We start from the raw sequence: 19,639 nt of genomic DNA, 5'->3' as shown, positions 1-19,639 counted from the left end.
CTGAATTTTCCCATTTCTATATTAACCAAACTCACCCGCCACTGGTCTTTAAATTTTTAATTTTTTCAGACATCTTTTAAACTACATAGAAGAATATACATGCCTTACGATATTTTGCAATTAAACGACATGCTCGTTCCCGAGCTGATTGATGTAGCAGAACATTTACACATAAATAACGCCCGGTCGCTCGACAAGCAAAGCCTTATCTATAAAATTCTCGATCAACAGGCTTTAAAAGCTCCAGCCGCCCCAAACACCAAAAACGATATGAATACAAATACAGACGACGAACCGAAAAAACGTCGTGGACGTAAACCTAAAGCTGAAGCTGAAGAAGAAACAGCGCCTGTAGCAGAAACTGCTCCAAAAGCAGCAGTACCTGTTGTGGCAGAAGTAGAAGACGAACCGAAAAAACGCCGTGGCCGCAAACCACGTACCGAGTTTCAACCTGAGTTGCGTGCACACGAATCAGAAGCGGGCAACTGGTCTGCTGGCGATAACGCGGAAGAATCAGAAAGCGCAGAGCAGAATGAAGAGGAAACTCCGATCATTATGCCAGTAGAAGAAACTTCGGAAGTACAGCCTCCACAAGAGTCGATTGCACAGGAAGCGCCGCGCCCGCAGCCATTCTTCCCGAATCAGCAGAATGCCGGCAACAACAATAATCCCAACAACAATAACAATAATTCCAACAATAATAATAACCGCCGCAATCGTGATGCGCAGCAATATGGCAACTTCAATGTAGAATTTGACGGTGCTGTAGTAAGCGAAGGCGTTCTGGAAATGATGCCTGATGGTTATGGTTTTCTGCGTAGCAGCGACTACAACTATCTGAGCTCACCGGATGATATTTATGTTTCTCCTTCACAGATCAAATTGTTTGGTCTGAAAACGGGCGATACTGTTACTGGTACCGTACGTCCGCCGAAAGAAGGTGAAAAATATTTCGCCCTGTTGAAAGTAGAAACGATCAATGGCCGTCTGCCAGACGAAATCCGTGACCGTGTTCCTTTCGATTATCTCACACCATTGTTCCCGTTTGAAAAACTGAATCTGTATACTGCTGCTGCCAGCTATGGTACACGTATCATGGATTTGTTTACGCCAATCGGTAAAGGTCAGCGTGGTCTCATCGTAGCGCAACCGAAAACGGGTAAAACAATGCTGCTGAAAGAAGTGGCAAATGCAATCGCAAAAAACCATCCTGAATGTTACCTGATGATCGTTCTCGTTGACGAACGTCCGGAAGAGGTAACAGATATGCAACGCAGCGTACGTGCAGAAGTTATCGCTTCTACATTTGACGAGCCTGCGGAAAAACACGTGAAAGTTTCAACCATCGCATTGCAAAAAGCAAAACGCCTGGTAGAAGTTGGTCACGATGTAGTAATCCTGCTCGATTCTATCACGCGTCTGGCACGTGCACACAACACTGTAGCACCTGCAAGCGGTAAAGTATTAAGTGGTGGTGTGGAAGCAAACGCTATGCAGAAACCAAAACAATTCTTCGGTGCTGCACGTAAAATTGAGAACGGTGGTTCGCTCACTATCCTGGCTACAGCATTGATCGATACTGGGTCTAAAATGGATGAGGTAATCTTTGAAGAATTTAAAGGTACTGGTAACATGGAATTGCAGCTGGATCGTAAACTGGCGAACAAACGCATTTATCCTGCTATCGATATCACTTCTTCTTCTACACGTCGTGATGATTTGTTGCTGGATAAAGATGTACTCAATAAAATGTGGATTCTCCGTAATCACATTTCTGATATGAATACAGATGAAGCAATGAAATTCCTGATGCAGCAAATGAAAGGAACAAAGAATAATGAAGAATTCCTTGCTACAATGGGTAAATAAGAACGATTCACAACTAGAGATAAAAAAGCGCCCCCCACAGAATTGTGGGGGGCGTTCTTCGTTTGTATTTTGTAATTGGTGAAATTATTTGTGGAAACTCATTGTACAATTGTCGGAAGAGGTTCCGTAGTTGATCGTATACGAGATGTTGATACTTTGGTCGGTAAATGTGCCGGTTCCAGAACAGGTATAGCTACCATAATAGTATTGGGTTGGAATAATAATTGTTTTCGAAGCACAATCAAGACTAGCCTTTATGGTGGCGTTGCCACCAAAATTTTTGATAATTATGTTGTTTCTATCAGCGTCGGCCTGCACGTCAATAGTGTATTGATTGCTGCCACAACTTGAACCTTCATAGGAGCCACTAACTGCATTGGCGCAATCAGCGGTTGTTGTAATGGAGCAAGATAATTCTTTCACACTGCCTGATTGAGCAGTTGTTTTAATCTTGATTGGAAAAGAGCCTGTAGCGACAGTTGGATCTGTAGTGAATGTGATCAGACTTGCAAATGATGGCGTACCGGATTGCGGATAAGCACTGGCTGTAACACCTTTAGGCAGATCAGTGATAGAGATTGAAACCGGTTCCTGAGTACCGGCAGCATATTCTAATGAGATAGGGAGGCCGTAAGTTCCTGTACTGGGAATCGTGAGATTTGCAACGCCATTTACCTGATAGCTCATTGAAGAATCGTTGTTCTTTTTGCAGGATAGGGCGAAAAAGGATAGGAGGCAAAAAATGATGTGTAGCTTCTTCATAAGGTTGTTTTAGGATCGTGAAAGTAATAAATTTGATTGACAGACTAATGCTGCGCTGCAACCTTCCAAATCACTAAAAAGCCGCAAAGCAGCATCATTAGCGCAAGAATAAACGAGGCGTAAGTATAATATCGCAAAGGTTTTCTGCGAATGCTAATCAGTAAAAGAATAATTCCTGAAAGAAGGTTTAATACGCCAGCCCCAAATGTAGCAGCCCCAAAAGCAATTGCAATGGAATCATTCTGACCGGGAAACATGATCATTGCCCAGGTCATTACAATGGCAATGATGGCCAGACTGATGAACAAGACAATTCCGAAAGCTTTATTCATGGAGAGAATGGGGTTTAGAGACGAATATGCGCTACGCTACAAAAGGAAAATCCACAAAGCAGGGCAATGCCTGCCAATAGCAACATGCACGCGCCATAGCGGCGAACGGCAATGTTTTTATTGATAAAACTGACCAGAAGAAAAATAATTCCGATGCTGGTATTGACAAAAGCAACCAGTAAAAATCCTAATCCCAGAAACGCCATAAGTTCTTTGCCGCTACCGATATGCAGGATCAGGGCAAGTATGAGTGCCAGCGAAAAAACAACTGCGTCGTAAGCTGCGATTCTTTTTAACTCTTTTTTCATTCGAAGAATAGCCTTTACATACTAAAAGATGAGGTACTGCAAAAAGTGAGGCTACAAAGTAGAAGAATGCCGGCGACCATTAGCATAGCGCTGCCGTAATGTTTGGCGGGGCCTTTGGAATCAGCAATGGCGGCAAGTAAAGTCACCACACCCGCAAAAATATTGAGCAGCGCCAGCAACAGCAGTCCAATTCCCATTGCTATGGTGATATCATTGCGACCGCCATTTGACGAAAACAGACTAAACAATAGTATGATTCCGGCGAGGGCTGCATTGACGATAAAAGTTCTCTTCATCTCGGGTTTCATACGCAGAATGTTCCTATCAATTTACGGAAATTTTGGTTTGACTACATAGTGTAAAACCGGATAGTAAATAGATACCTGAAATTGCCAGCATCGCCAGCCCATATTTCATGACTGCTTTTTCCGCCATGCCGATAAGGCATAGCAGCACGCCAACCACGCCATTGAATGCACCGATAAGCAGTATGACGATGCCAAATGCGGCATTGAAATTGCTATCGTGGAGGATAGAAAAAAGAGCCAGCAAAGTGATGCCCAGATTAATTCCTGCGATTATTAAGAATGGCTTTTTCAAAATTGAATTTTATCGTAGCGTGATTTAAGATCGTTGAGGTAAGTTTCTTTGTCATCGCGGTAAAACAGATTCATGGTTTCAAACGGAATGATTCTCCCGTCTTTGCTCACAATGTGCACACAGGATTTTTTGATGGCCCGCACATCAAAATCATAGGCGTCAATAAAGCGCATAATGATAACTCGGAATAAATTTTCGTAAGAAAGGCCCGGGGCATAAATTTGAGGCAGACAACACAACAGCTGGTGCATATTCTCGGTCACTTTATCTACCGAAATACCTGTGCTGAAAATATTGATCAGATGATCGTGCAAGACCGTGTCTTGTTCGTACACAATTGTATTCTTCGAATTGTCCAGCAGATAAGCCGGATCAATGTAGCGCGTCAGCGGAACTATATTGCCATTTAATTTCAGCGCGTAGCCCATTGCGAGCGCATCAGGGTTGCAAGGCACAGGAATGATATCGTTTGGCTGAAAGATCGAAGTCTGGGATAGAATATTATCGCGCACTTCCGTAAGCGTTAGTCGGTTTTTTTCTTCGTTTTCATGTTCAAATCGGCCAGCAATCTGCACTGGCTGAAAAGTAACACCACGAACACAACGCTGCTTCAGCGCATACTCTATGATTTTTCCGGCCTCGTCATCATTCATGCCTTTCTGCATCGTCACTACGAGCGTGGTAGAAAGATTGAGTTCATTGAGTTTTTCCAGCGCTTTATAACGGATGTCTGAAAGATCTTTTCCGCGCAATGCCGTTAATACTTCCGGCTTGAAAGAATCAAACTGAAGATAGATCTCAAAGTCGGGCATATACGTCGCCAGTCGTTCTGCAAAGCCAGGATCCTGCGCAATCCGAATGCCATTTGTATTTACCATTAGATGCTTGATGGGCAGGCGTTTGGCGATGTCTAATATTTCGAAGAACTGCGGATGAATTGTTGGCTCGCCGCCACTGATTTGCACCACATCTGGTTCGCCTTCGTTGGCCACAATGATTTTTAGCATCTGTTCTACTTCTTCTAACGTACGATGACGTCCGTAATGCGGCGAAGACATTGCGTAACAAGTAGGGCAGGACAGATTGCAGCGATCTGTGATTTCAACTAATGTTAAACAACTGTGTTGTTCATGATCGGTACAAAGTCCGCAGTCGTATGGACAGCCGTAGTGTGTTTTCGTATTGAAGCGCAATGGCGTTTCCGAAGGTTTGTTATAATTGCGGATGTTTTTGTAATACGCTACATCTGTTGCAATGAGTGTTTTGTGAAACCCGTGATCCGGGCAGGTTTTCAGCATGTACACTTTGTTGTCTTCAAACACAATCTTCGCTTCAATGCGCTTCAGGCATTCCGGACAAAGGCTGATGGTGTAATCGTAATAGGTGTATTTTCTAACCGGCATAAGACAATTCTTTTTTCTTCAGTAAAAGTGCGGGGCGTAATAAATAACGGCCATAATAAATAAGTCCTGCAAGGCAGGCCAGTTGTATAGATCCGAGGCCAAGGCAGTAACGCCAGCCTGGTTTTATAAAATCTAGCAGGAAACGGAATAGCAGGTAGCCGATCATGAAAAGTTTGAACAATGCACCTGAATCCAGTTTTTCTTTTTTATTCAAAACAGACAGTGAAGTCCAAAGTAAAATCAGAAATACAATTTCATACAAAGCTACGGGATGTCGCAGGATACCATCGCCCAGATCCATTGCCCATGGCAGTTTTGAAGGTAGTCCGTACGTTTCTTCGTAAATGCCCGCGCTAAAACAACCGACTCTGCCAATAATCATTCCCAGCAACAATGGGAAAACAAAAAGGTCGCCGCTGCGCTGTTTTTCGCCAACTAAAAGTTTTACAGATTCAACGCCGAATAATCCGCCAAGTACGCCACCGACCAATGTTTTATTGCCATAGAGATATTGCCATTTGCTGGTAGCTGCCATCCATTCCGGAATATTTTCCAGAGCACCTAATAGATGCGAACCAATAACTGCACCAAACGTGGCTCCGATTACAATAAAAAGTCTGTTTTCCGTATTGATCGTATCACCTTTCCGGCGACGCAAAAACAGGTAGTAACGGAATGCAATAAAAATGCCCAGGAATTCGAAAACTCCATGCAGCCTGATGATTTGTTGTCCGATATGTACGCTATAGGGAAATACCACTAATCATACGTTTTTTGCCTTACGAACTATGGTCACAAACAATTACCCAAACATCGTTTATTTTGCGCAATAACAACGTGTAGCTGCCGGAAACGTTGCCAGCGCTTCGTTTCAGGGCCCATTTGCCTACAATGAAATAATATTCCGGAGAAAGTTGCTTCATGCTGGTAATCGTAGATGTCAATGTGCCCATGTGTGCTTTGTCGGGATAGGCTTGCTGGTACCGTTTCAGCGTGGTTGTATAGCCGTAGCGCGGTCCGTTACTGCCAATAAAAAGCAGGCTGTCATTTTCCCAGTAGCCGTGCATATAACCGGCGATATTCCCTTTGTTCCATTCTTTCACCTGTGCATCCAGCATCGTAAGAATTTGTTGTTCGTTGCTGTTTTGCGCAAATGCAGGAACAGCAAAACAAATCAGCAAGAGTAAGATCCAATTTTTCATAAGCGAGTGATGTCTGCCGTAAAATAGCAATAAACTCAATTATCTTTACCTGATGCCTGCACCGCAAGCCATACTGAAGCAATGGAAATTATTTCCATTCCTGTTGCCGTTGTTTTTTGTGATACACGGCTGGCAACATTATTTCGGGTTAGTGGGTGTAAAGGATGTGTTGCAGCTCTCCGTGATTTATTTAGCGGTAGCGGCAGTGTTATATCGCGTCATCAGGCTGTTTGCAAAAGACAGGATGAGTGCTGCGGTTCTTTGTTTTTTAATATTGTTATTGCAGCTTTATTGGGGCGATACATTAGGACTGGCAAAAGCTCAATTTCCAGATGGTTTCTTTTCCAAAATTCCGGTCGTTTTTGCGATCTGGACCATTGCAATTATTGCTGGATATTTTCTTTTCAAAAAACTCGGGGACAAGACGCAACAACAGTTTGTTTTCTATCTCAATCTGCTCTTTGTGATTTATCTGCTGGTCGATATTTCTGTTATCACCGGTAAAAGTTTTAATCACCGAAAAGTAGTTGCCGGACAGGAGTCCACATCGGCAAATACAACCGCTGCCACACATTGGAATGTTTATTTCATTTTGTTTGATGAATATGCAGGCAGTAAATCGCTTCGTGAAGACTATGGATTTGACAATGCAGCGACCGACAGCTTTTTGCGTGCGCATAATTTTTCCATTCAGGAGCATAGCCGTTCCAATTATCCGCAGACATTCTTCTCAATGGCTTCGATTCTGAACGCGAATTATCTCACGGGCGTTAATCCGAAAGCGGTGCGCCCGGCGGATTATAAGCAGGCGATAAAAAACATTAAAGAGAGCAGCGTAGTGAAGACGTTTGTGCAGCAAGATTATCTGTTTAATAATTGCTCTTATTTCGATGTGGGCAATATGCCGGCATTGAGCCAGAATGAGTTTTTATTGAGCGGAACGGAAATTATTACCGCAAACACTTTGTACGATCTTTTTGTAAAAGATTATTTGCAGATGCTGCATCTGAAATCGGACGAAGCGGTCTATCGTACAAATACCTACAATAATAAAATGATGGATCGGGTTATGGAGCAGGCAAAAGAGCCGAAGCAAAAACCTGTATTTGTCTATTGTCATCTCACTATGCCGCATCCGCCGTTTTATTACGGTCCAAATGGGAATTTATACACACCCGACAGCGTGGAATATGGCTTTTTTCACAATCGTACACAGCATTATTTATACAATGTTGCACATGCGAATCTGAAGATGAAAATGCTGGTAGATTCCATTTTGCATTATGATCATAACGCCGCCATTTTATTGTTGAGCGACCATGGCTATCGTGTGCCTTATGATACTGTAAATCTCGCCGCCAAGTTCAGAAACCTGAATGCTGTTTACTTCCCGGATAAAAATTATCAGTCGCTTTACGACAGTATTTCTAATGTGAATGTTTTAAGGGTAATCATGAACAAAGTATTGGGCACCAATTATCAGATGCTCCCGGATAGTACGTCAGAGCTCAATGACGTGAAATGAGTTTTGTGAGTAGCTCGCGTTGTGGTTTTCGTGTTTTTGTGGGCTATTCAATAATGCTTCGACTCCGCTCTGCATGACAACCGCGCTGAGATAATACCCTAGGGCCGGAAATTCTCCTCCTTCGGAGGAGTTAGAGGTGGCCTTTTTTAAGCAGATAAAGTACCCGCTCACTTCCCTGCATTGGCGTTTGTTTTTCAATAGTGAAAAACTGTTGCGCCACAGTTTCAAAATCTGCCTGTGTGTAAGACGGAAAAATATCCGTTTTGTTTTGCAGCAATGTTTGCGAACGCGGATCAGACTTGGGAACAAATTCCATGATCACGTATTGCGTGCTGATATTGGCGAATGTTTCCAGAATCATCTCAAGTGGTACGTTTTTCGTCAGCGCCAGGTGATGAATTAATGCCAGAGATAAAACCATATCACCTTTCAGGCGACTTAGCAGCGCACTTTGCTCCGCATTATTCCAGCCAAACGCCGCAGCTGGGTTACAGATATCACCTACAAAAGTTGTCAGGTTTTTTACGCCCTCTTTTTGTGCCATTAAAAAAAGCAGGTCAATGCTGTATGGATCAGTATCCAATGAAACAACCTGCCCGCTGTTTTGTGAAGCAATAAAACTGAATACGCCTGTGTTACAACCTACGTCTACTGTGGTTTTGGGCGATTTTTCTTTCAGCCATTGCGCAACGGTCTGTTCCTTAAACTGAAGATATTCCTGACTAAGAATTGTTTCGCTGTAGTAATGATTCCAGTTGGAATGTACCACCGGCGGTTTCATCTTTTGAATAAAGCCGGAAAGCTGTTCCATGTTTTGCAGGATTTTCGTTTTCGAAACGGAAATGCTACGTTGTTTGGCTGAATCGTCTTGTTTGCCTTCTAGTTTGGCCGGCAGATAGAGATAGAGCCAATTGTTGAGATTATATTTAGAAGACTTTGGCAATAAAGAAGCCGTTAGCTTCGCGGAAATGCCGTCCGGGTATTGGCTAAAGATAGCCGGGTTCAGACCTTCCACTTTGCTTTGCAGCAAAAGCGGATAAACAAAATGGGTGCAGAACTGGCGAAAAGCCTTCCACGGAGCACCTTCTGTGTATTTTTCAAAAGAAAGACTGTCGATCAGAATCGGTTTGCCTGCTACAAATTGAATATTATAAGCGGTGGCATCTTTCAGAATCATATTTTGCGCCAGCGCCAGTTTATTCAACTGCAATGTGAGTAACGCCGCCTGTTTCAGCTGTTCAAAACTCCATTCATAAGGATACGTCCAGAAAGGAACTGCTTCTGGCTGGATTACTTTATAGGCATTTGGCGCTAAAGAAAATTGTGCAGTTACATCGGTGTGCGACAACATTATTTTCTTTTCGGCCAATGAAGTATAAAGACCAGATTGCATCAGCAGGTCGTAATCCTCTTTGTACGAAATATTAACCATGCGGTAAATGTCTCCAAAATGACGAAACACAAATCCCGAAGGATCACGGTAAGAAGCAGGGTGGCGGGTTATTGCAGTCATTTTGATTCAGAAGTGGTGTCTGTATCATTCTTTTCCTTGCGGAAAATTGATTTGATCCTGTAAACAATAGTCTTAAAAAAGAAAACGACACCAAGGCAGGCGCCAATGATAAATTGCAACAGCATACTGCCGCTTCCCGGATCGATATATAATAACTGAACGCTCATTTCTAAATACAGTTTTCGGCAACGCTGTGCTGCGCAGTAAATCTTATTAATTTTAACACCATAATCAGTGACAGATCAAATAAGATGCCGCAAATTATTAAAACGAGATCAATTTTCATTTTTCTGGTGCCGATATTCTATGTCATTCGGTTATATAGGAGATATTGGGGTTATGTAAAATGGGATGCAGCACTGGAGATGACTTGTGTTTATCTGCTGATAACCTTTGTTGTGTTTGCAATTACCCAGGCATTACTCGGATCAAGGAAAAAAGCAGCGGTCTTATGTTTGTCTGCCAGTGCATTTTTTTATTTCTGGAGTGCATGGCAAGGGTTTTTTATAAGAACCGAGGAACATTTTTCAGGAAAACTGTTCCTCGCGATGGCGGCAGCACTTGCAGTAATCGTTCTTATTTCACTGATTTTTAATCGGCTAGAGGAAAAAAAGCAGCAACGGACCGTTTATTTTCTCAACCTGCTGTTTATTGTTTATTTATTGTTCGAGGTCGGACTCATCATAAAACGAAGCTCAGATCCTAAAAAAGAGGACAAGCTTTCTTCGTTGGTTAATAACACGTCTCTAAATACGGTGACCACAAAGCCGGATGTTTATTTGATTGTTTTCGACGAATACATGGGAACGAGGGGATTGCAGCAAGCGTTAAACTATGACAACAGTTATGTCGACAGTTTTCTGAAGCAGCATGGATTTTCTGTTCAGACCAATAGTCGCAGCAATTATGATCTTACTTTGTATTCTACGGCATCATTACTGAATACCTCTTATTTTCCTGTAACGAACGCCAGAAGGGCTGTGGGCGTACCCAATCTCCATGAGAGTTTCGTTCGGATTTATAACAACCGTCTGCAGGATGTTTTCACTGAGCACGGTTATCAGATTCGTAACTACTCTATGTTTGATATGAAAGACGGGCATGCGCTGCAATATTCACAAGCTGAGTTTTTTCCATATAATATTTCGCTGCTCACAGAAAACACATTTTACGATGTGGTTTTGCGGAGATATCGGCTAAGTACAAAAGGGGGCAAGTTGCATTTTGCTCCCGGGGTTCATTATTTTCAATCTTACCGGTATAATGAGCAGCTGGCAAAGGATTTGATTGCAGATGCAGCGGTAAAGGCATCAAGGCCTTCGTTTTACTATGTACATTTTTATACACCGCATGAGCCATTTTATTTTAATAAAAATGGCCGGCTGTTAAGTGCTGATTCCGCGCTTTATGTATCAGATCACAGTGTGCCCGAGTTTTACACCTACAATCTGCAATATGCCAGCAGAAAAATGTTTGAAGTGGTAAAAGCTATTCAGAACTGCAAAAAGAGTAATGCTATTATCGTTGTCCTTGGCGATCATGGCTATCGGAACAACAACCTGACACTTAACTCGCCTTTGCGTTGTGCCAATCTCAATGCTATTTATTTTCCTGACCAGGATTACCGCGCTTTATATGATTCGATCACCAGCGTCAATGCTGTTCGGACTGTAATGAATAAAGCATTAGGAACTCAATACCAGTTACTGCCGGATTCTTCCCAGCTGCTCGTTCAGGACCCTACAGACAAAATGTTGCAATAAATTAAGATTGAAGATTTTTGATTTGGAATTGCTTCGTGTCGTGTCTTCGGCGTTTTGAGAGAAGGCTACACACGCCGACACTCACCTTTGGGTGTTTGGGCAAGCTGGATATGTCAATATAACCTTTTATTTTTGCGACGTTATGGCAAATGAAAATAAGCTACAAGATATTATAGGACACTGTAAAGAATACGGATTCGTCTTTCAGTCGAGCGAAATATACGATGGTCTCAGCGCGGTATATGATTATGGTCAATACGGTTCTGAGCTTAAGAAAAACATCCGTGACTACTGGTGGAAGAGCATGACTCAGATGCATGAAAACATTGTGGGTATTGACGCTGCCATCTTTATGCACCCGACAGTTTGGAAAGCAAGTGGTCACGTAGACAACTTCAGCGATCCGATGATTGACAACAAGGAAAGCAAAAAACGCTACCGTGTCGATCACCTGATTGAAGGCCATGCAGAGACATTACCAGAGGCAGATGCAAAAGCATTGCTCGATGAAATGGACCGTTTGCTGGCAGCTGATGACTTCAGCGGTTTGAAAGATCTCATCATCAAACACAAGATGAAAGGTCAGCCAAACGACTCGAACGAGTGGACAGATGTGCGTCAGTTTAACCTGATGTTTGATACGGAAATGGGCGCGGTTGCTTCTGACAATTCAGATGACAACAAAGTATATCTGCGTCCGGAAACGGCTCAGGGTATCTTCGTGAACTTCCTGAACGTGCAGAAAACCGGCCGTATGAAAGTGCCGTTTGGTATTGCGCAGACTGGTAAAGCATTTCGTAACGAAATCGTAGCACGTGGTTTTATCTTCCGCATGCGCGAATTCGAACAAATGGAAATGCAATTCTTCGTTCGCCCTGGCACACAGAAAGAGTGGTATGAATACTGGAAAGAAGCGCGTATGAAATGGCATCTCAGCCTGGGTATTCCGGCAGAGCATTACCGTTTCCATGACCACGTAAAACTGGCACACTACGCAGATGCTGCTTGTGATATCGAGTATGATTTTCCGATGGGGTTCAAAGAAGTGGAAGGTGTGCATAGCCGCACCGACTTCGATCTGAAAAGCCATCAGCAATTCAGTGGTAAAAAAATGCAGTATTTCGACAACGATCTCGACGAAAACGGAAAGCCTTACGGTAACTACGTTCCGTACGTAATCGAAACTTCAATTGGCCTGGATCGCGCTGTGATGATGGTTCTGAGCGAAGCTTACGAATTGCAGGATCTGAGTACAGAAGAGAAGAAAGATGACCGCGTGGTATTGAAGTTCCCACCGATGCTTGCGCCGATCAAACTGGCCATTTTACCATTGACTAAAAAAGATGGTTTGCCGGAAATCGCTCGTGAACTGATGAAAGAATGTATGCCACTTTTCAGATGTTTCTACGAAGAAAAAGATGCAATCGGTAAGCGTTACCGTCGTCAGGATGCAATCGGTACGCCGTTCTGCATTACTGTAGATCACCAGACAAAAGAAGATCAGACCGTAACTATTCGTTACCGTGATAGTATGGAACAAGAGCGCATTCCGCTTTCTTCTGTAAAACAATTAGTGCTCGATAAAATCCAGATGTTTTAGGCTGATTTTCAAAGCACAGAAATAAAAGAGTTAACTTGCCGGAGGGAAACTTCCGGCTTTTTTTATGGCAGATGAGCAGCAACAACTGGAACTGGCAAGGCAATTGCAAACCGAGTGGGGTATTGCCATTCCTGAACTCATCTCCGAGGAAACCATTCTGGCGCAGCTTGAAATAAAAGTCGTGCAGATCCTCGAACGCGGTCCGGAAGCGTTTTTTCAACTTATGTATCGCCTTGATATCTCCGAAAGGAAATTGCAGGAGGCCATGTATTTCTCCAAAACGCCTGCTGCTGCGATTTCCCGTTTAATTTATGTTCGCCAGTGGCAAAAGATGCAATCGCGTATTGCACATAGAAGGAAAGGTTTTCAAAAAGATGAAGATCAGGATCTTGCGTGGTAATACGCTCATATGGCACATCCTTAGATAAGATTTCTTATTTTCGGAAAATTTTTAAAACGAGTTCGCTCCCCAAACATTCCTGAACTTATGATGAGAAAAATGATGCTGCTTTCTGCGGCTGTGCTGGTTTTGCTAAGTGCCTGCCATAAAAAAGATGATCCCAAACCAAGTAATCCGACTACGCCGACAAATACAACCGGTACGATGGGATTCTCATTTGCCAATAAAGTAGGCAATCAACCGGTAGTGCTTCATACAGGTGTGTATCAGAACGCAAACGGAGATACATACAGCATTAATCTTTACAAATACTACATCAGTAATATCAAGCTTACCAGCGATAACGGAACCGTTTTCGCAGAACCTAACAGTTACCATCTGGTAAATGAAGAGCTGACTTCGTCCAAAACATTTTCGATCAGCAATGTGCCTTCCGGCAATTATACATCTGTTACATTTCTGATCGGTGTAGATAGTGCAGCAAATACTTCTGGCGCAAATACCGGCGCGCTGGATCCGCAGAATGGTATGTACTGGGCCTGGAATTCGGGCTATATCATGGCCAAGCTCGAAGGAACTTCACCTCAGTCAACTGCTCCGAATAACGCGATAACATTTCACATGGGAGGCTTTGCCGGTAAAAATAATGTATTGAAAACCGTAACCCTGCAATTGCCAACTGCTGCAACGGTCAGTGCTGCGAAAACGCCCGTGATCAATCTGAATTCAGATGCGGCTCAGTGGTTCGGAACACCGAATGTGATCAACTTTGCGCAGCTAAATACTGTTACAGATGCGGGTCTTGACGCCGCATCTATTTCGCAGAACTACAAAAATATGTTCTCCATCGATCACGTAGATAATCAGTAGAGCTGAATGTCATTTTCAACTAAGATTAGTTTTAAAAAAATAAGGAATACAGCATTCCTGCTTCTTGTCGGAGGGATTCTGGTAGAAAGCTGTAAAAAAGATCCGCAAATTACTGATAGCGGAAAAGCAACGGATGAAACACCTGTGGTTTTTCAAATTCCGCAGGGCTGGCCGACGCCTTTCTACCAGTTCGATAATAACAAGCTTTCCAATGCGGGGTTTGAATTAGGCCGGAAACTATTTTTCGATCCACGTCTTTCCCGTGACAATACGGTTTCCTGTGGCAGTTGCCATCAACCGTTTGCCGCGTTTGCGCAACTTGATCACCCGGTAAGTCATGGTGTCGATAATCTTTTAGGAAAAAGGAATTCGCCCGCATTGTTCAACCTCAACTGGCATACCAGCTTTTTCTGGGATGGCGGCGTCAATCATATAGAAGCGCAGCCAATCAATCCTATTCAGAACCCGGTAGAAATGGACGAGAATTTGCCGGACATTATTACCAAACTAAATGCCGACGCAGATTACAGAGCGCAGTTCAAAAATACGTTTGGCGACGAAACCATCAATTCGCAGCGCATCTTCAAAGCGATCTGTCAATTCATGGGGATGTTGGTTTCCAATAATTCGAAGTACGATCATTATATGCGTGGAGAGGCAGGCGGATCAATGACTGCGCAGGAATTGAGCGGATTGCAGATTTTTAAAACCAATTGTGCGAGCTGCCATAAAGAACCTTTGTTTACTGATTTTTCGTTCCGCAATAACGGGCTGATGCCAACAGCAGTGAACGACAGTGGCCGTGCGCATATCACGCGAGATATTGCTGATTTGTACAAATTCAAAGTGCCTTCATTGCGAAATCTGAAATATTCAGCGCCGTACATGCACGATGGTCGTTTCTCAAAACTTGATTCTGTGCTCGCACATTATGATCACGGCATTCAGCCGTCACCGACGCTTGATCCGGCACTTCAGAACGGCATTCATCTTTCAGTGCAGGAAAGAGCAGATCTGCTGGCATTCCTCAATACATTAAACGATGAAACCTTTATAAAAGATCCAAGATTTCAGGAACCAAAACCATAAAAAAAATCGTCCCAACAGTACTGCTGGGACGATTTTTTTTATCGCTGATTTTTCGATCGCTCATTGTCTGATTTAAGTTGCGGGATTCAGAACTGACTACTCACCACTCACAAATCCGCTATCAGACATTCTAGTTAAGATCTCGTTTGATATCGTCGATTTCTATACTCGCCATATTCTTTGTGCCGTCCGCTGTATTGCAGGATACAGGGCTATTTACAGTGTGGAATTTTACTTTTACAGCAAGACCATCATAGGTATATGCAGTTGGCAAATTGATTGGCTTTTGTTCCGACAGGTCATCCATTTTTAAAACAAAACCACAGCCGGCGGCGGTAATATCGCCAGTGTTGACAACAACGGCAGATTTCCAGTCTTTATCCTTTTTACAGGCGGTAAAACTCATCGGTATAAGCAGCAGTAATAATAGTTTCGGGCGCATTTCAAAAGATTATTAAAGCATTAAAATACAAAAAAACGTCAGAATGCTGCTTTTTAGCAAGAAAAAGGCAGGCTGTAAAAACAACCTGCCTGTGTTAATCACCCATTATATTGTTTAAACTGTAAACTTGTAGCCAATACCGCGCACAGAATGAAAGTGTTTTGGATTGCGGCTATCTTCTTCAAAATACTTCCGGAAATTGAGAATGAAATTGTCGATCGTACGTGTAGTCGGGTACACATTATAGCCCCAAACAACTTGTAAGATGTGCTCGCGTGATACCACCTCATTTTTGTGCTCAATCAGAAGTTTCAGCAACGCAGCTTCTTTTTTACTGAGTTCCTGCACACTGCCATCCTTGCTGGTACATTGATGCGCTGCAAAATCGATTTTACAGCCGCCGAATTCGTACACGTCAGGAACAGCCTGAGGTTCACGGATCTTTTTATTTTTTACAACCAGTTTGTTGACACGGAGTAATAATTCTTCAAGATTAAATGGTTTGGTTAAATAATCGTCACCGCCTTTTTTGAGCCCTTCTACACGATCACCGCTGCTGTTGCGCGCCGAAAGGAAAAGAATAGGAACGTCATTGTGTTGCATCCGGATCGTTTCGCAAACAGTCAGGCCATCCATGTCGGGCAGCATAATGTCAAGCACTATAAGATCGAAATATTCATTTTTAACCATTTTCAATACAGAAGGACCATTGTCAACGGTTGTCACTTCGTAGCCTTCCAGTTCCAGGTTTAATTTTAGGGCTTCCCGCAGACTTTCTTCATCTTCAACCACCAAAAGCGAAGCTTTTCTTTCTTTGACGTTCATATACGTTCGGTTTAGTACCTTAAAAATAATGACAATTCGCGATGCCTGTCAAGTAGCGAAATACAGATGTGTGATTCTCATGACAATAATGAGATACATATGATAATTGTATGACTAAACGCCATTTTTCCTGATTTTGAAAGTGCGTTGAAACCTATTATAAACTGATTTGTTGAATTTGATTATTAATTATTACCTTTGCCGTCCTTAAAAGCGGATGTGGCGAAACTGGCAGACGCACTAGACTTAGGATCTAGCGGAGTAATCCATGTAGGTTCGATTCCTATCATCCGCACAACTGCAATCAGCCGGTCTTAGATCGGCTGTTTTTTTAACATAATTAAATTTAAAAGCAATGGCAACCGTAACACGCAATAACATCGGAACCCTGCACGATAAAATCACAGTAAAACTGGCAAAAGAAGACTATATGCCTTCTTTTGAAAAGTCTCTGAAACAATATGCCAAAACCGCGAATGTACCAGGTTTCCGCAAGGGAATGGTGCCTTCTGGTATGGTTAAAAAAATGTACGGTCCAAGCATCTTCAATGATGAAGTGTTCCGTTCTGCAGGCCGTAAACTGGAAGATTATCTGAAAGACGAAAAAGTAGCCATCTTCGCTCAGCCGATGCTGGTTCCTGGCGAAACTCAGGTGTCACTGGATATGAACGCTCCTGCTGAAGTAGATTTCGTATTCGAAGTAGGTCTGAAACCAGATTTCGAAATCGCTCCACTCAAAGAAAAAGCAACGCTGACTCGCTACAAAGTAGCAGCTTCAGATAAAATGGTAGAAGACGAGATCGAACGTATCCGTCGTCGTTATGGTAAAGTAGAAAATCCAGAAACGATCACTACTAAAGATGACATCCTGTACGGTACTTACGAAGCTTGTGATGCAGAAGGTAATGTTGCTGAAGGTGCACACAAAGTAGAAGAAACTGTTCTGGTTGAAAAACTGCCTGCTAAACTCCAGGAAATGGTGATTGGCAAAGGTGTAAACGAGACTTTCGTTTTCCGTCCGGCAGATGTTTGTACCGCAGAAGAATTGGAAGGCTTCCTGAAAGATCCGCTGAAACAAGGCGAAGAAGCTGCACAGCAATATTTCAAACTTACAATCACTAAAGTTGGCCTGCTGATCCCTCGTGATTTAGATGCTACACTTTTCGTAGAAGTTTTCCCGAACGATAACGTAACCAGCGAAGCTGATTTTAAAGATCGTATCAAAGCAGAACTCGGCCGTGAATTTGATCGCATTACTAAAGATCGTTTGAACAACGAGATCTTCGAAATGCTCGTTCATCAGACAACCATTGAATTGCCTGTTCCGTTCCTGAAACGTTGGTTGAAAGACGGTGGTGAAAAACCAAAAACAGATGCAGAAGTAGAAAATGAATTCGGTTCTTTCGAACACCAGTTGCGTTGGACTTTAATCTCTGATAAACTGATCATCGATAACAACATCAACGTAAGCCTCGAAGAAGTAAACGAAGACATCAAAGCACGCGTACTGGCTTACTTCGGTATGGAAGCCGGTGACGATGCACCTTGGTTGGATAGTTACATGGCAAAAGTGGCAAAAGATGAAAAAACAATGAACGAAACATATCGTCGTCTGTTGTTCGATCGTCTGTTCCAATTCCTGGAAACACAATTCAACACAGAAGAGAAAGAAATTTCTGAAGAAGAGTTCTTCAAACTTCCGGATGCACACGCTGCACACCACCACCATCATTAGTAGATACTAATCAGAAAATACAAAGGCTATCCGAAAGGGTAGCCTTTTTTATTTCCTCCACTGGCAAAAGTTAGCGTAGCGCTCTTGTGTCTAAAAATTCTACGCAGATTGTATCTGGTTCTAAAACTCTCTGTCACCAACATTCCTGCTCCGGTTAAGCCTGAGTTGCGACGCTCCGTTCATCACTAGTACTGCTATTGAAGGCGCCTATATATAATATACGATTTGGCGCGTTTTAGTTGTGAGTCGTTCCTATTGTACTCGCGTTTGTCATGCCGAGGAACGAGGCATCCCGCGTAACAGAGTGCTATATGTAATAGAACAAATGAAATGGAGCACGAACGTTTGGCCACATAGCACTACTGGCCTAAGAATCCGGTGTTAAGAAATGAAATGCAGGCAGGTTGCAATTCCAGTAGCCGGGACTGGGAAATCTGAGCTCAATGAGCCTTTGCCTGGTAGCATAGTAGCAATGTGGTTAAATCGGGCGACTGTCTGAACCCCGGCGTGATCGGGTGAAGAGAGCGCTTTTTGGGGCAAGCAAAAAAATAGCAGACTAGCGTACTAATGTTGGTGTGTGGCAGAAAAGCTCGCTTGCACCATACAACCGGCCTAAGGAAACTCCGGCGTTAAAAAATGGAATGCTTCCAGCGTAAAGCAATTATGGTGGTGCCCGGAGCTCCGAAGCTCAGTTATAGCTTCGCCAGGGACAGCCCTAGCGCTAGATAGTAAGCTTTAATAATTGTAGCTGGATGCATTTCATTTTAGCCGTAGTTTCCTTCAGCCTTGAATTTTTGGTTACTTTTTGTTCAAGCAAAAAGTAACAGACTACATGGTTATGCTATATAAGAAGGTTAATAGTGTGCCTTTTGCTTCATTGCAAAGGGCGCCGACATATATTTTGAAACGCATGCCAGGCCACAGTGCTGCATTCCGTCCATTACAAGGAGGTTTTCATCAAAAAACTTGCGCCAGACATTTGGAAGTGAAGAGACTTTATCTACCTTTGCACTCCCAACAAAAACGGGACAGTTCTTAAAGAGGTTGCCAGAGGTGATGAAAAGGCTGAAAAGCTTGCACAGCAAGTGATTCAGTGAAAGCGAGACTTGAAAAACTTTTTCAAAGAAAGTTTGGAAATTTGAAAACAAACACTACCTTTGCACTCCGCTTCTGAAAAGGGGCAAAGAAAAAAGAAGATCTTTAAAAGGCGCGGTTGTTTCAAACAGAGGCTGAATGAGTTGTGAAAATAAATCTTGAAAAAAGATTTGGAAGTTTGAAAATAAAAAGCGTACCTTTGCAGCCCGCTTCGCGGCGGAAAGCAACAAAAAGATAACACAGTTCTTAAATAAAAAGATGCGCAGGTTAAAGGCCTGAGAGAAAAAGAAGCGGTTCAATTCCGAT

At 42.9% G+C, this 19,639-nt stretch carries 21 protein-coding genes and 1 tRNA gene; 9 read left to right on the top strand and 13 right to left on the bottom strand.

Features of this window, described 5'->3' with window-relative positions:
• The first annotated feature begins 99 nt into the window (after positions 1 to 99).
• Entirely contained in the window at positions 100 to 1,869 is a 1,770-nt protein-coding gene (gene rho / locus DN068_RS09305) for a transcription termination factor Rho (protein WP_110998638.1), read from the top strand.
• An 84-nt stretch (positions 1,870 to 1,953) separates the two neighbouring features.
• Here rho and DN068_RS09300 read toward each other — a convergent pair whose 3' ends face one another.
• Genes DN068_RS09300 through DN068_RS09265 form a run of 8 tightly spaced genes read right to left on the bottom strand, consistent with a single transcriptional unit; the run spans position 1,954 to position 6,476 of the window.
• Positions 1,954 to 2,631, bottom strand: coding sequence for a hypothetical protein (locus DN068_RS09300; protein ID WP_123985295.1), 678 nt, complete (start codon positions 2,629 to 2,631; stop codon positions 1,954 to 1,956).
• 44 nt (positions 2,632 to 2,675) lie between these two features.
• Positions 2,676 to 2,963, bottom strand: coding sequence for a hypothetical protein (locus DN068_RS09295; RefSeq protein ID WP_110998636.1), 288 nt, complete (start codon positions 2,961 to 2,963; stop codon positions 2,676 to 2,678).
• A gap of 14 nt (positions 2,964 to 2,977) precedes the next feature.
• Complete coding sequence (locus DN068_RS09290; RefSeq protein ID WP_110998635.1) at positions 2,978 to 3,271, bottom strand: hypothetical protein; 294 nt, start codon at positions 3,269 to 3,271, stop codon at positions 2,978 to 2,980.
• 14 nt (positions 3,272 to 3,285) lie between these two features.
• Positions 3,286 to 3,567: a hypothetical protein gene (locus DN068_RS09285; RefSeq protein WP_123985294.1), complete on the bottom strand. Its 282-nt coding sequence runs from the start codon at positions 3,565 to 3,567 to the stop codon at positions 3,286 to 3,288.
• A gap of 28 nt (positions 3,568 to 3,595) precedes the next feature.
• A complete protein-coding gene (locus DN068_RS09280; RefSeq protein ID WP_110998633.1) occupies positions 3,596 to 3,871 on the bottom strand; it encodes a hypothetical protein in 276 nt (91 codons plus the stop codon).
• Positions 3,868 to 5,274 (bottom strand): radical SAM protein, encoded by a 1,407-nt coding sequence (locus DN068_RS09275; protein WP_110998632.1) that lies wholly within the window; start codon positions 5,272 to 5,274, stop codon positions 3,868 to 3,870. Before DN068_RS09275 ends, DN068_RS09280 begins: the two co-directional genes overlap by 4 nt.
• The gene (locus tag DN068_RS09270; RefSeq protein ID WP_110998631.1) at positions 5,264 to 6,034 is read right to left on the bottom strand and encodes a prolipoprotein diacylglyceryl transferase; all 771 of its coding nucleotides are present in this window, start codon (positions 6,032 to 6,034) and stop codon (positions 5,264 to 5,266) included. The genes DN068_RS09275 and DN068_RS09270 overlap by 11 nt, the downstream gene beginning before the upstream one ends.
• Before the next feature lie 19 nt (positions 6,035 to 6,053).
• Positions 6,054 to 6,476, bottom strand: a complete 423-nt coding sequence (locus tag DN068_RS09265) for a YybH family protein (protein WP_110998630.1) — start codon at positions 6,474 to 6,476, stop codon at positions 6,054 to 6,056.
• A 52-nt stretch (positions 6,477 to 6,528) separates the two neighbouring features.
• On the opposite strand from DN068_RS09265, the gene DN068_RS09260 reads away from it, so the two are divergent.
• Positions 6,529 to 8,001 (top strand): sulfatase-like hydrolase/transferase, encoded by a 1,473-nt coding sequence (locus tag DN068_RS09260; protein ID WP_110998629.1) that lies wholly within the window; start codon positions 6,529 to 6,531, stop codon positions 7,999 to 8,001.
• Between the two features lie 130 nt (positions 8,002 to 8,131).
• On the opposite strand, the gene DN068_RS09255 is transcribed toward DN068_RS09260, so the two are convergent.
• Both DN068_RS09255 and DN068_RS22060 read right to left on the bottom strand, forming a co-directional pair.
• The gene (locus DN068_RS09255) at positions 8,132 to 9,514 is read right to left on the bottom strand and encodes a class I SAM-dependent methyltransferase (protein WP_110998628.1); all 1,383 of its coding nucleotides are present in this window, start codon (positions 9,512 to 9,514) and stop codon (positions 8,132 to 8,134) included.
• The gene (locus DN068_RS22060) at positions 9,511 to 9,681 is read right to left on the bottom strand and encodes a hypothetical protein (protein WP_165836337.1); all 171 of its coding nucleotides are present in this window, start codon (positions 9,679 to 9,681) and stop codon (positions 9,511 to 9,513) included. The genes DN068_RS09255 and DN068_RS22060 overlap by 4 nt, the downstream gene beginning before the upstream one ends.
• 84 nt (positions 9,682 to 9,765) lie before the next feature.
• Between DN068_RS22060 and DN068_RS09250 the strand changes: the two genes are divergently transcribed.
• From DN068_RS09250 to DN068_RS09230, 5 genes are all read left to right on the top strand, one after another.
• The gene (locus DN068_RS09250; RefSeq protein WP_110998627.1) at positions 9,766 to 11,277 is read left to right on the top strand and encodes a sulfatase-like hydrolase/transferase; all 1,512 of its coding nucleotides are present in this window, start codon (positions 9,766 to 9,768) and stop codon (positions 11,275 to 11,277) included.
• A 142-nt stretch (positions 11,278 to 11,419) separates the two neighbouring features.
• Positions 11,420 to 12,877, top strand: a complete 1,458-nt coding sequence (locus DN068_RS09245; protein WP_110998626.1) for a glycine--tRNA ligase — start codon at positions 11,420 to 11,422, stop codon at positions 12,875 to 12,877.
• A gap of 64 nt (positions 12,878 to 12,941) precedes the next feature.
• A complete protein-coding gene (locus tag DN068_RS09240; RefSeq protein WP_110998625.1) occupies positions 12,942 to 13,277 on the top strand; it encodes a hypothetical protein in 336 nt (111 codons plus the stop codon).
• Positions 13,278 to 13,364: 87 nt separating this feature from the next.
• Positions 13,365 to 14,147 carry an MbnP family protein gene (locus DN068_RS09235; RefSeq protein ID WP_110998624.1) on the top strand — a complete coding sequence of 261 codons (783 nt, stop codon included), beginning with the start codon at positions 13,365 to 13,367 and terminating at the stop codon, positions 14,145 to 14,147.
• 6 nt (positions 14,148 to 14,153) lie between these two features.
• Positions 14,154 to 15,236 (top strand): cytochrome-c peroxidase, encoded by a 1,083-nt coding sequence (locus DN068_RS09230; protein WP_110998623.1) that lies wholly within the window; start codon positions 14,154 to 14,156, stop codon positions 15,234 to 15,236.
• A gap of 130 nt (positions 15,237 to 15,366) precedes the next feature.
• On the opposite strand, the gene DN068_RS09225 is transcribed toward DN068_RS09230, so the two are convergent.
• Entirely contained in the window at positions 15,367 to 15,678 is a 312-nt protein-coding gene (locus DN068_RS09225) for a hypothetical protein (protein ID WP_110998622.1), read from the bottom strand.
• 114 nt (positions 15,679 to 15,792) lie between these two features.
• Positions 15,793 to 16,503 (bottom strand): response regulator transcription factor, encoded by a 711-nt coding sequence (locus tag DN068_RS09220; RefSeq protein ID WP_110998621.1) that lies wholly within the window; start codon positions 16,501 to 16,503, stop codon positions 15,793 to 15,795.
• 213 nt (positions 16,504 to 16,716) lie between these two features.
• Between DN068_RS09220 and DN068_RS09215 the strand changes: the two genes are divergently transcribed.
• Positions 16,717 to 16,798 (top strand) — tRNA-Leu (locus DN068_RS09215).
• A 60-nt stretch (positions 16,799 to 16,858) separates the two neighbouring features.
• Entirely contained in the window at positions 16,859 to 18,238 is a 1,380-nt protein-coding gene (locus DN068_RS09210) for a trigger factor (protein WP_110998620.1), read from the top strand.
• Positions 18,239 to 19,389: 1,151 nt separating this feature from the next.
• Here DN068_RS09210 and DN068_RS22255 read toward each other — a convergent pair.
• A partial coding sequence (locus tag DN068_RS22255; protein ID WP_207798888.1) for a hypothetical protein occupies positions 19,390 to 19,639 on the bottom strand: 250 nt, incomplete at its 5' end.

It is taken from the genome of Taibaiella soli (genome assembly GCF_003236175.1).
Classification (GTDB): domain Bacteria; phylum Bacteroidota; class Bacteroidia; order Chitinophagales; family Chitinophagaceae; genus QKTW01.
Note: the sequence above shows the minus strand (reverse complement) of the source record. Positions and strands in the feature narration are given on the sequence as shown.

Bases quoted from the DNA above. Each gene is read 5' to 3' on its own strand.
- rho (WP_110998638.1), top strand. From the start codon at position 100: ATGCCTTACGATATTTTGCAATTAAACGACATGCTCGTTCCCGAGCTG.
- DN068_RS09300 (WP_123985295.1), bottom strand. From the start codon at position 2,631: ATGAAGAAGCTACACATCATTTTTTGCCTCCTATCCTTTTTCGCCCTA.
- DN068_RS09295 (WP_110998636.1), bottom strand. From the start codon at position 2,963: ATGAATAAAGCTTTCGGAATTGTCTTGTTCATCAGTCTGGCCATCATT.
- DN068_RS09290 (WP_110998635.1), bottom strand. From the start codon at position 3,271: ATGAAAAAAGAGTTAAAAAGAATCGCAGCTTACGACGCAGTTGTTTTT.
- DN068_RS09285 (WP_123985294.1), bottom strand. From the start codon at position 3,567: ATGAAGAGAACTTTTATCGTCAATGCAGCCCTCGCCGGAATCATACTA.
- DN068_RS09275 (WP_110998632.1), bottom strand. From the start codon at position 5,274: ATGCCGGTTAGAAAATACACCTATTACGATTACACCATCAGCCTTTGT.
- DN068_RS09265 (WP_110998630.1), bottom strand. From the start codon at position 6,476: ATGAAAAATTGGATCTTACTCTTGCTGATTTGTTTTGCTGTTCCTGCA.
- DN068_RS09260 (WP_110998629.1), top strand. From the start codon at position 6,529: ATGCCTGCACCGCAAGCCATACTGAAGCAATGGAAATTATTTCCATTC.
- DN068_RS09255 (WP_110998628.1), bottom strand. From the start codon at position 9,514: ATGACTGCAATAACCCGCCACCCTGCTTCTTACCGTGATCCTTCGGGA.
- DN068_RS22060 (WP_165836337.1), bottom strand. From the start codon at position 9,681: ATGAGCGTTCAGTTATTATATATCGATCCGGGAAGCGGCAGTATGCTG.
- DN068_RS09250 (WP_110998627.1), top strand. From the start codon at position 9,766: ATGCCGCAAATTATTAAAACGAGATCAATTTTCATTTTTCTGGTGCCG.
- DN068_RS09245 (WP_110998626.1), top strand. From the start codon at position 11,420: ATGGCAAATGAAAATAAGCTACAAGATATTATAGGACACTGTAAAGAA.
- DN068_RS09240 (WP_110998625.1), top strand. From the start codon at position 12,942: ATGGCAGATGAGCAGCAACAACTGGAACTGGCAAGGCAATTGCAAACC.
- DN068_RS09235 (WP_110998624.1), top strand. From the start codon at position 13,365: ATGATGAGAAAAATGATGCTGCTTTCTGCGGCTGTGCTGGTTTTGCTA.
- DN068_RS09230 (WP_110998623.1), top strand. From the start codon at position 14,154: ATGTCATTTTCAACTAAGATTAGTTTTAAAAAAATAAGGAATACAGCA.
- DN068_RS09225 (WP_110998622.1), bottom strand. From the start codon at position 15,678: ATGCGCCCGAAACTATTATTACTGCTGCTTATACCGATGAGTTTTACC.
- DN068_RS09220 (WP_110998621.1), bottom strand. From the start codon at position 16,503: ATGAACGTCAAAGAAAGAAAAGCTTCGCTTTTGGTGGTTGAAGATGAA.
- DN068_RS09210 (WP_110998620.1), top strand. From the start codon at position 16,859: ATGGCAACCGTAACACGCAATAACATCGGAACCCTGCACGATAAAATC.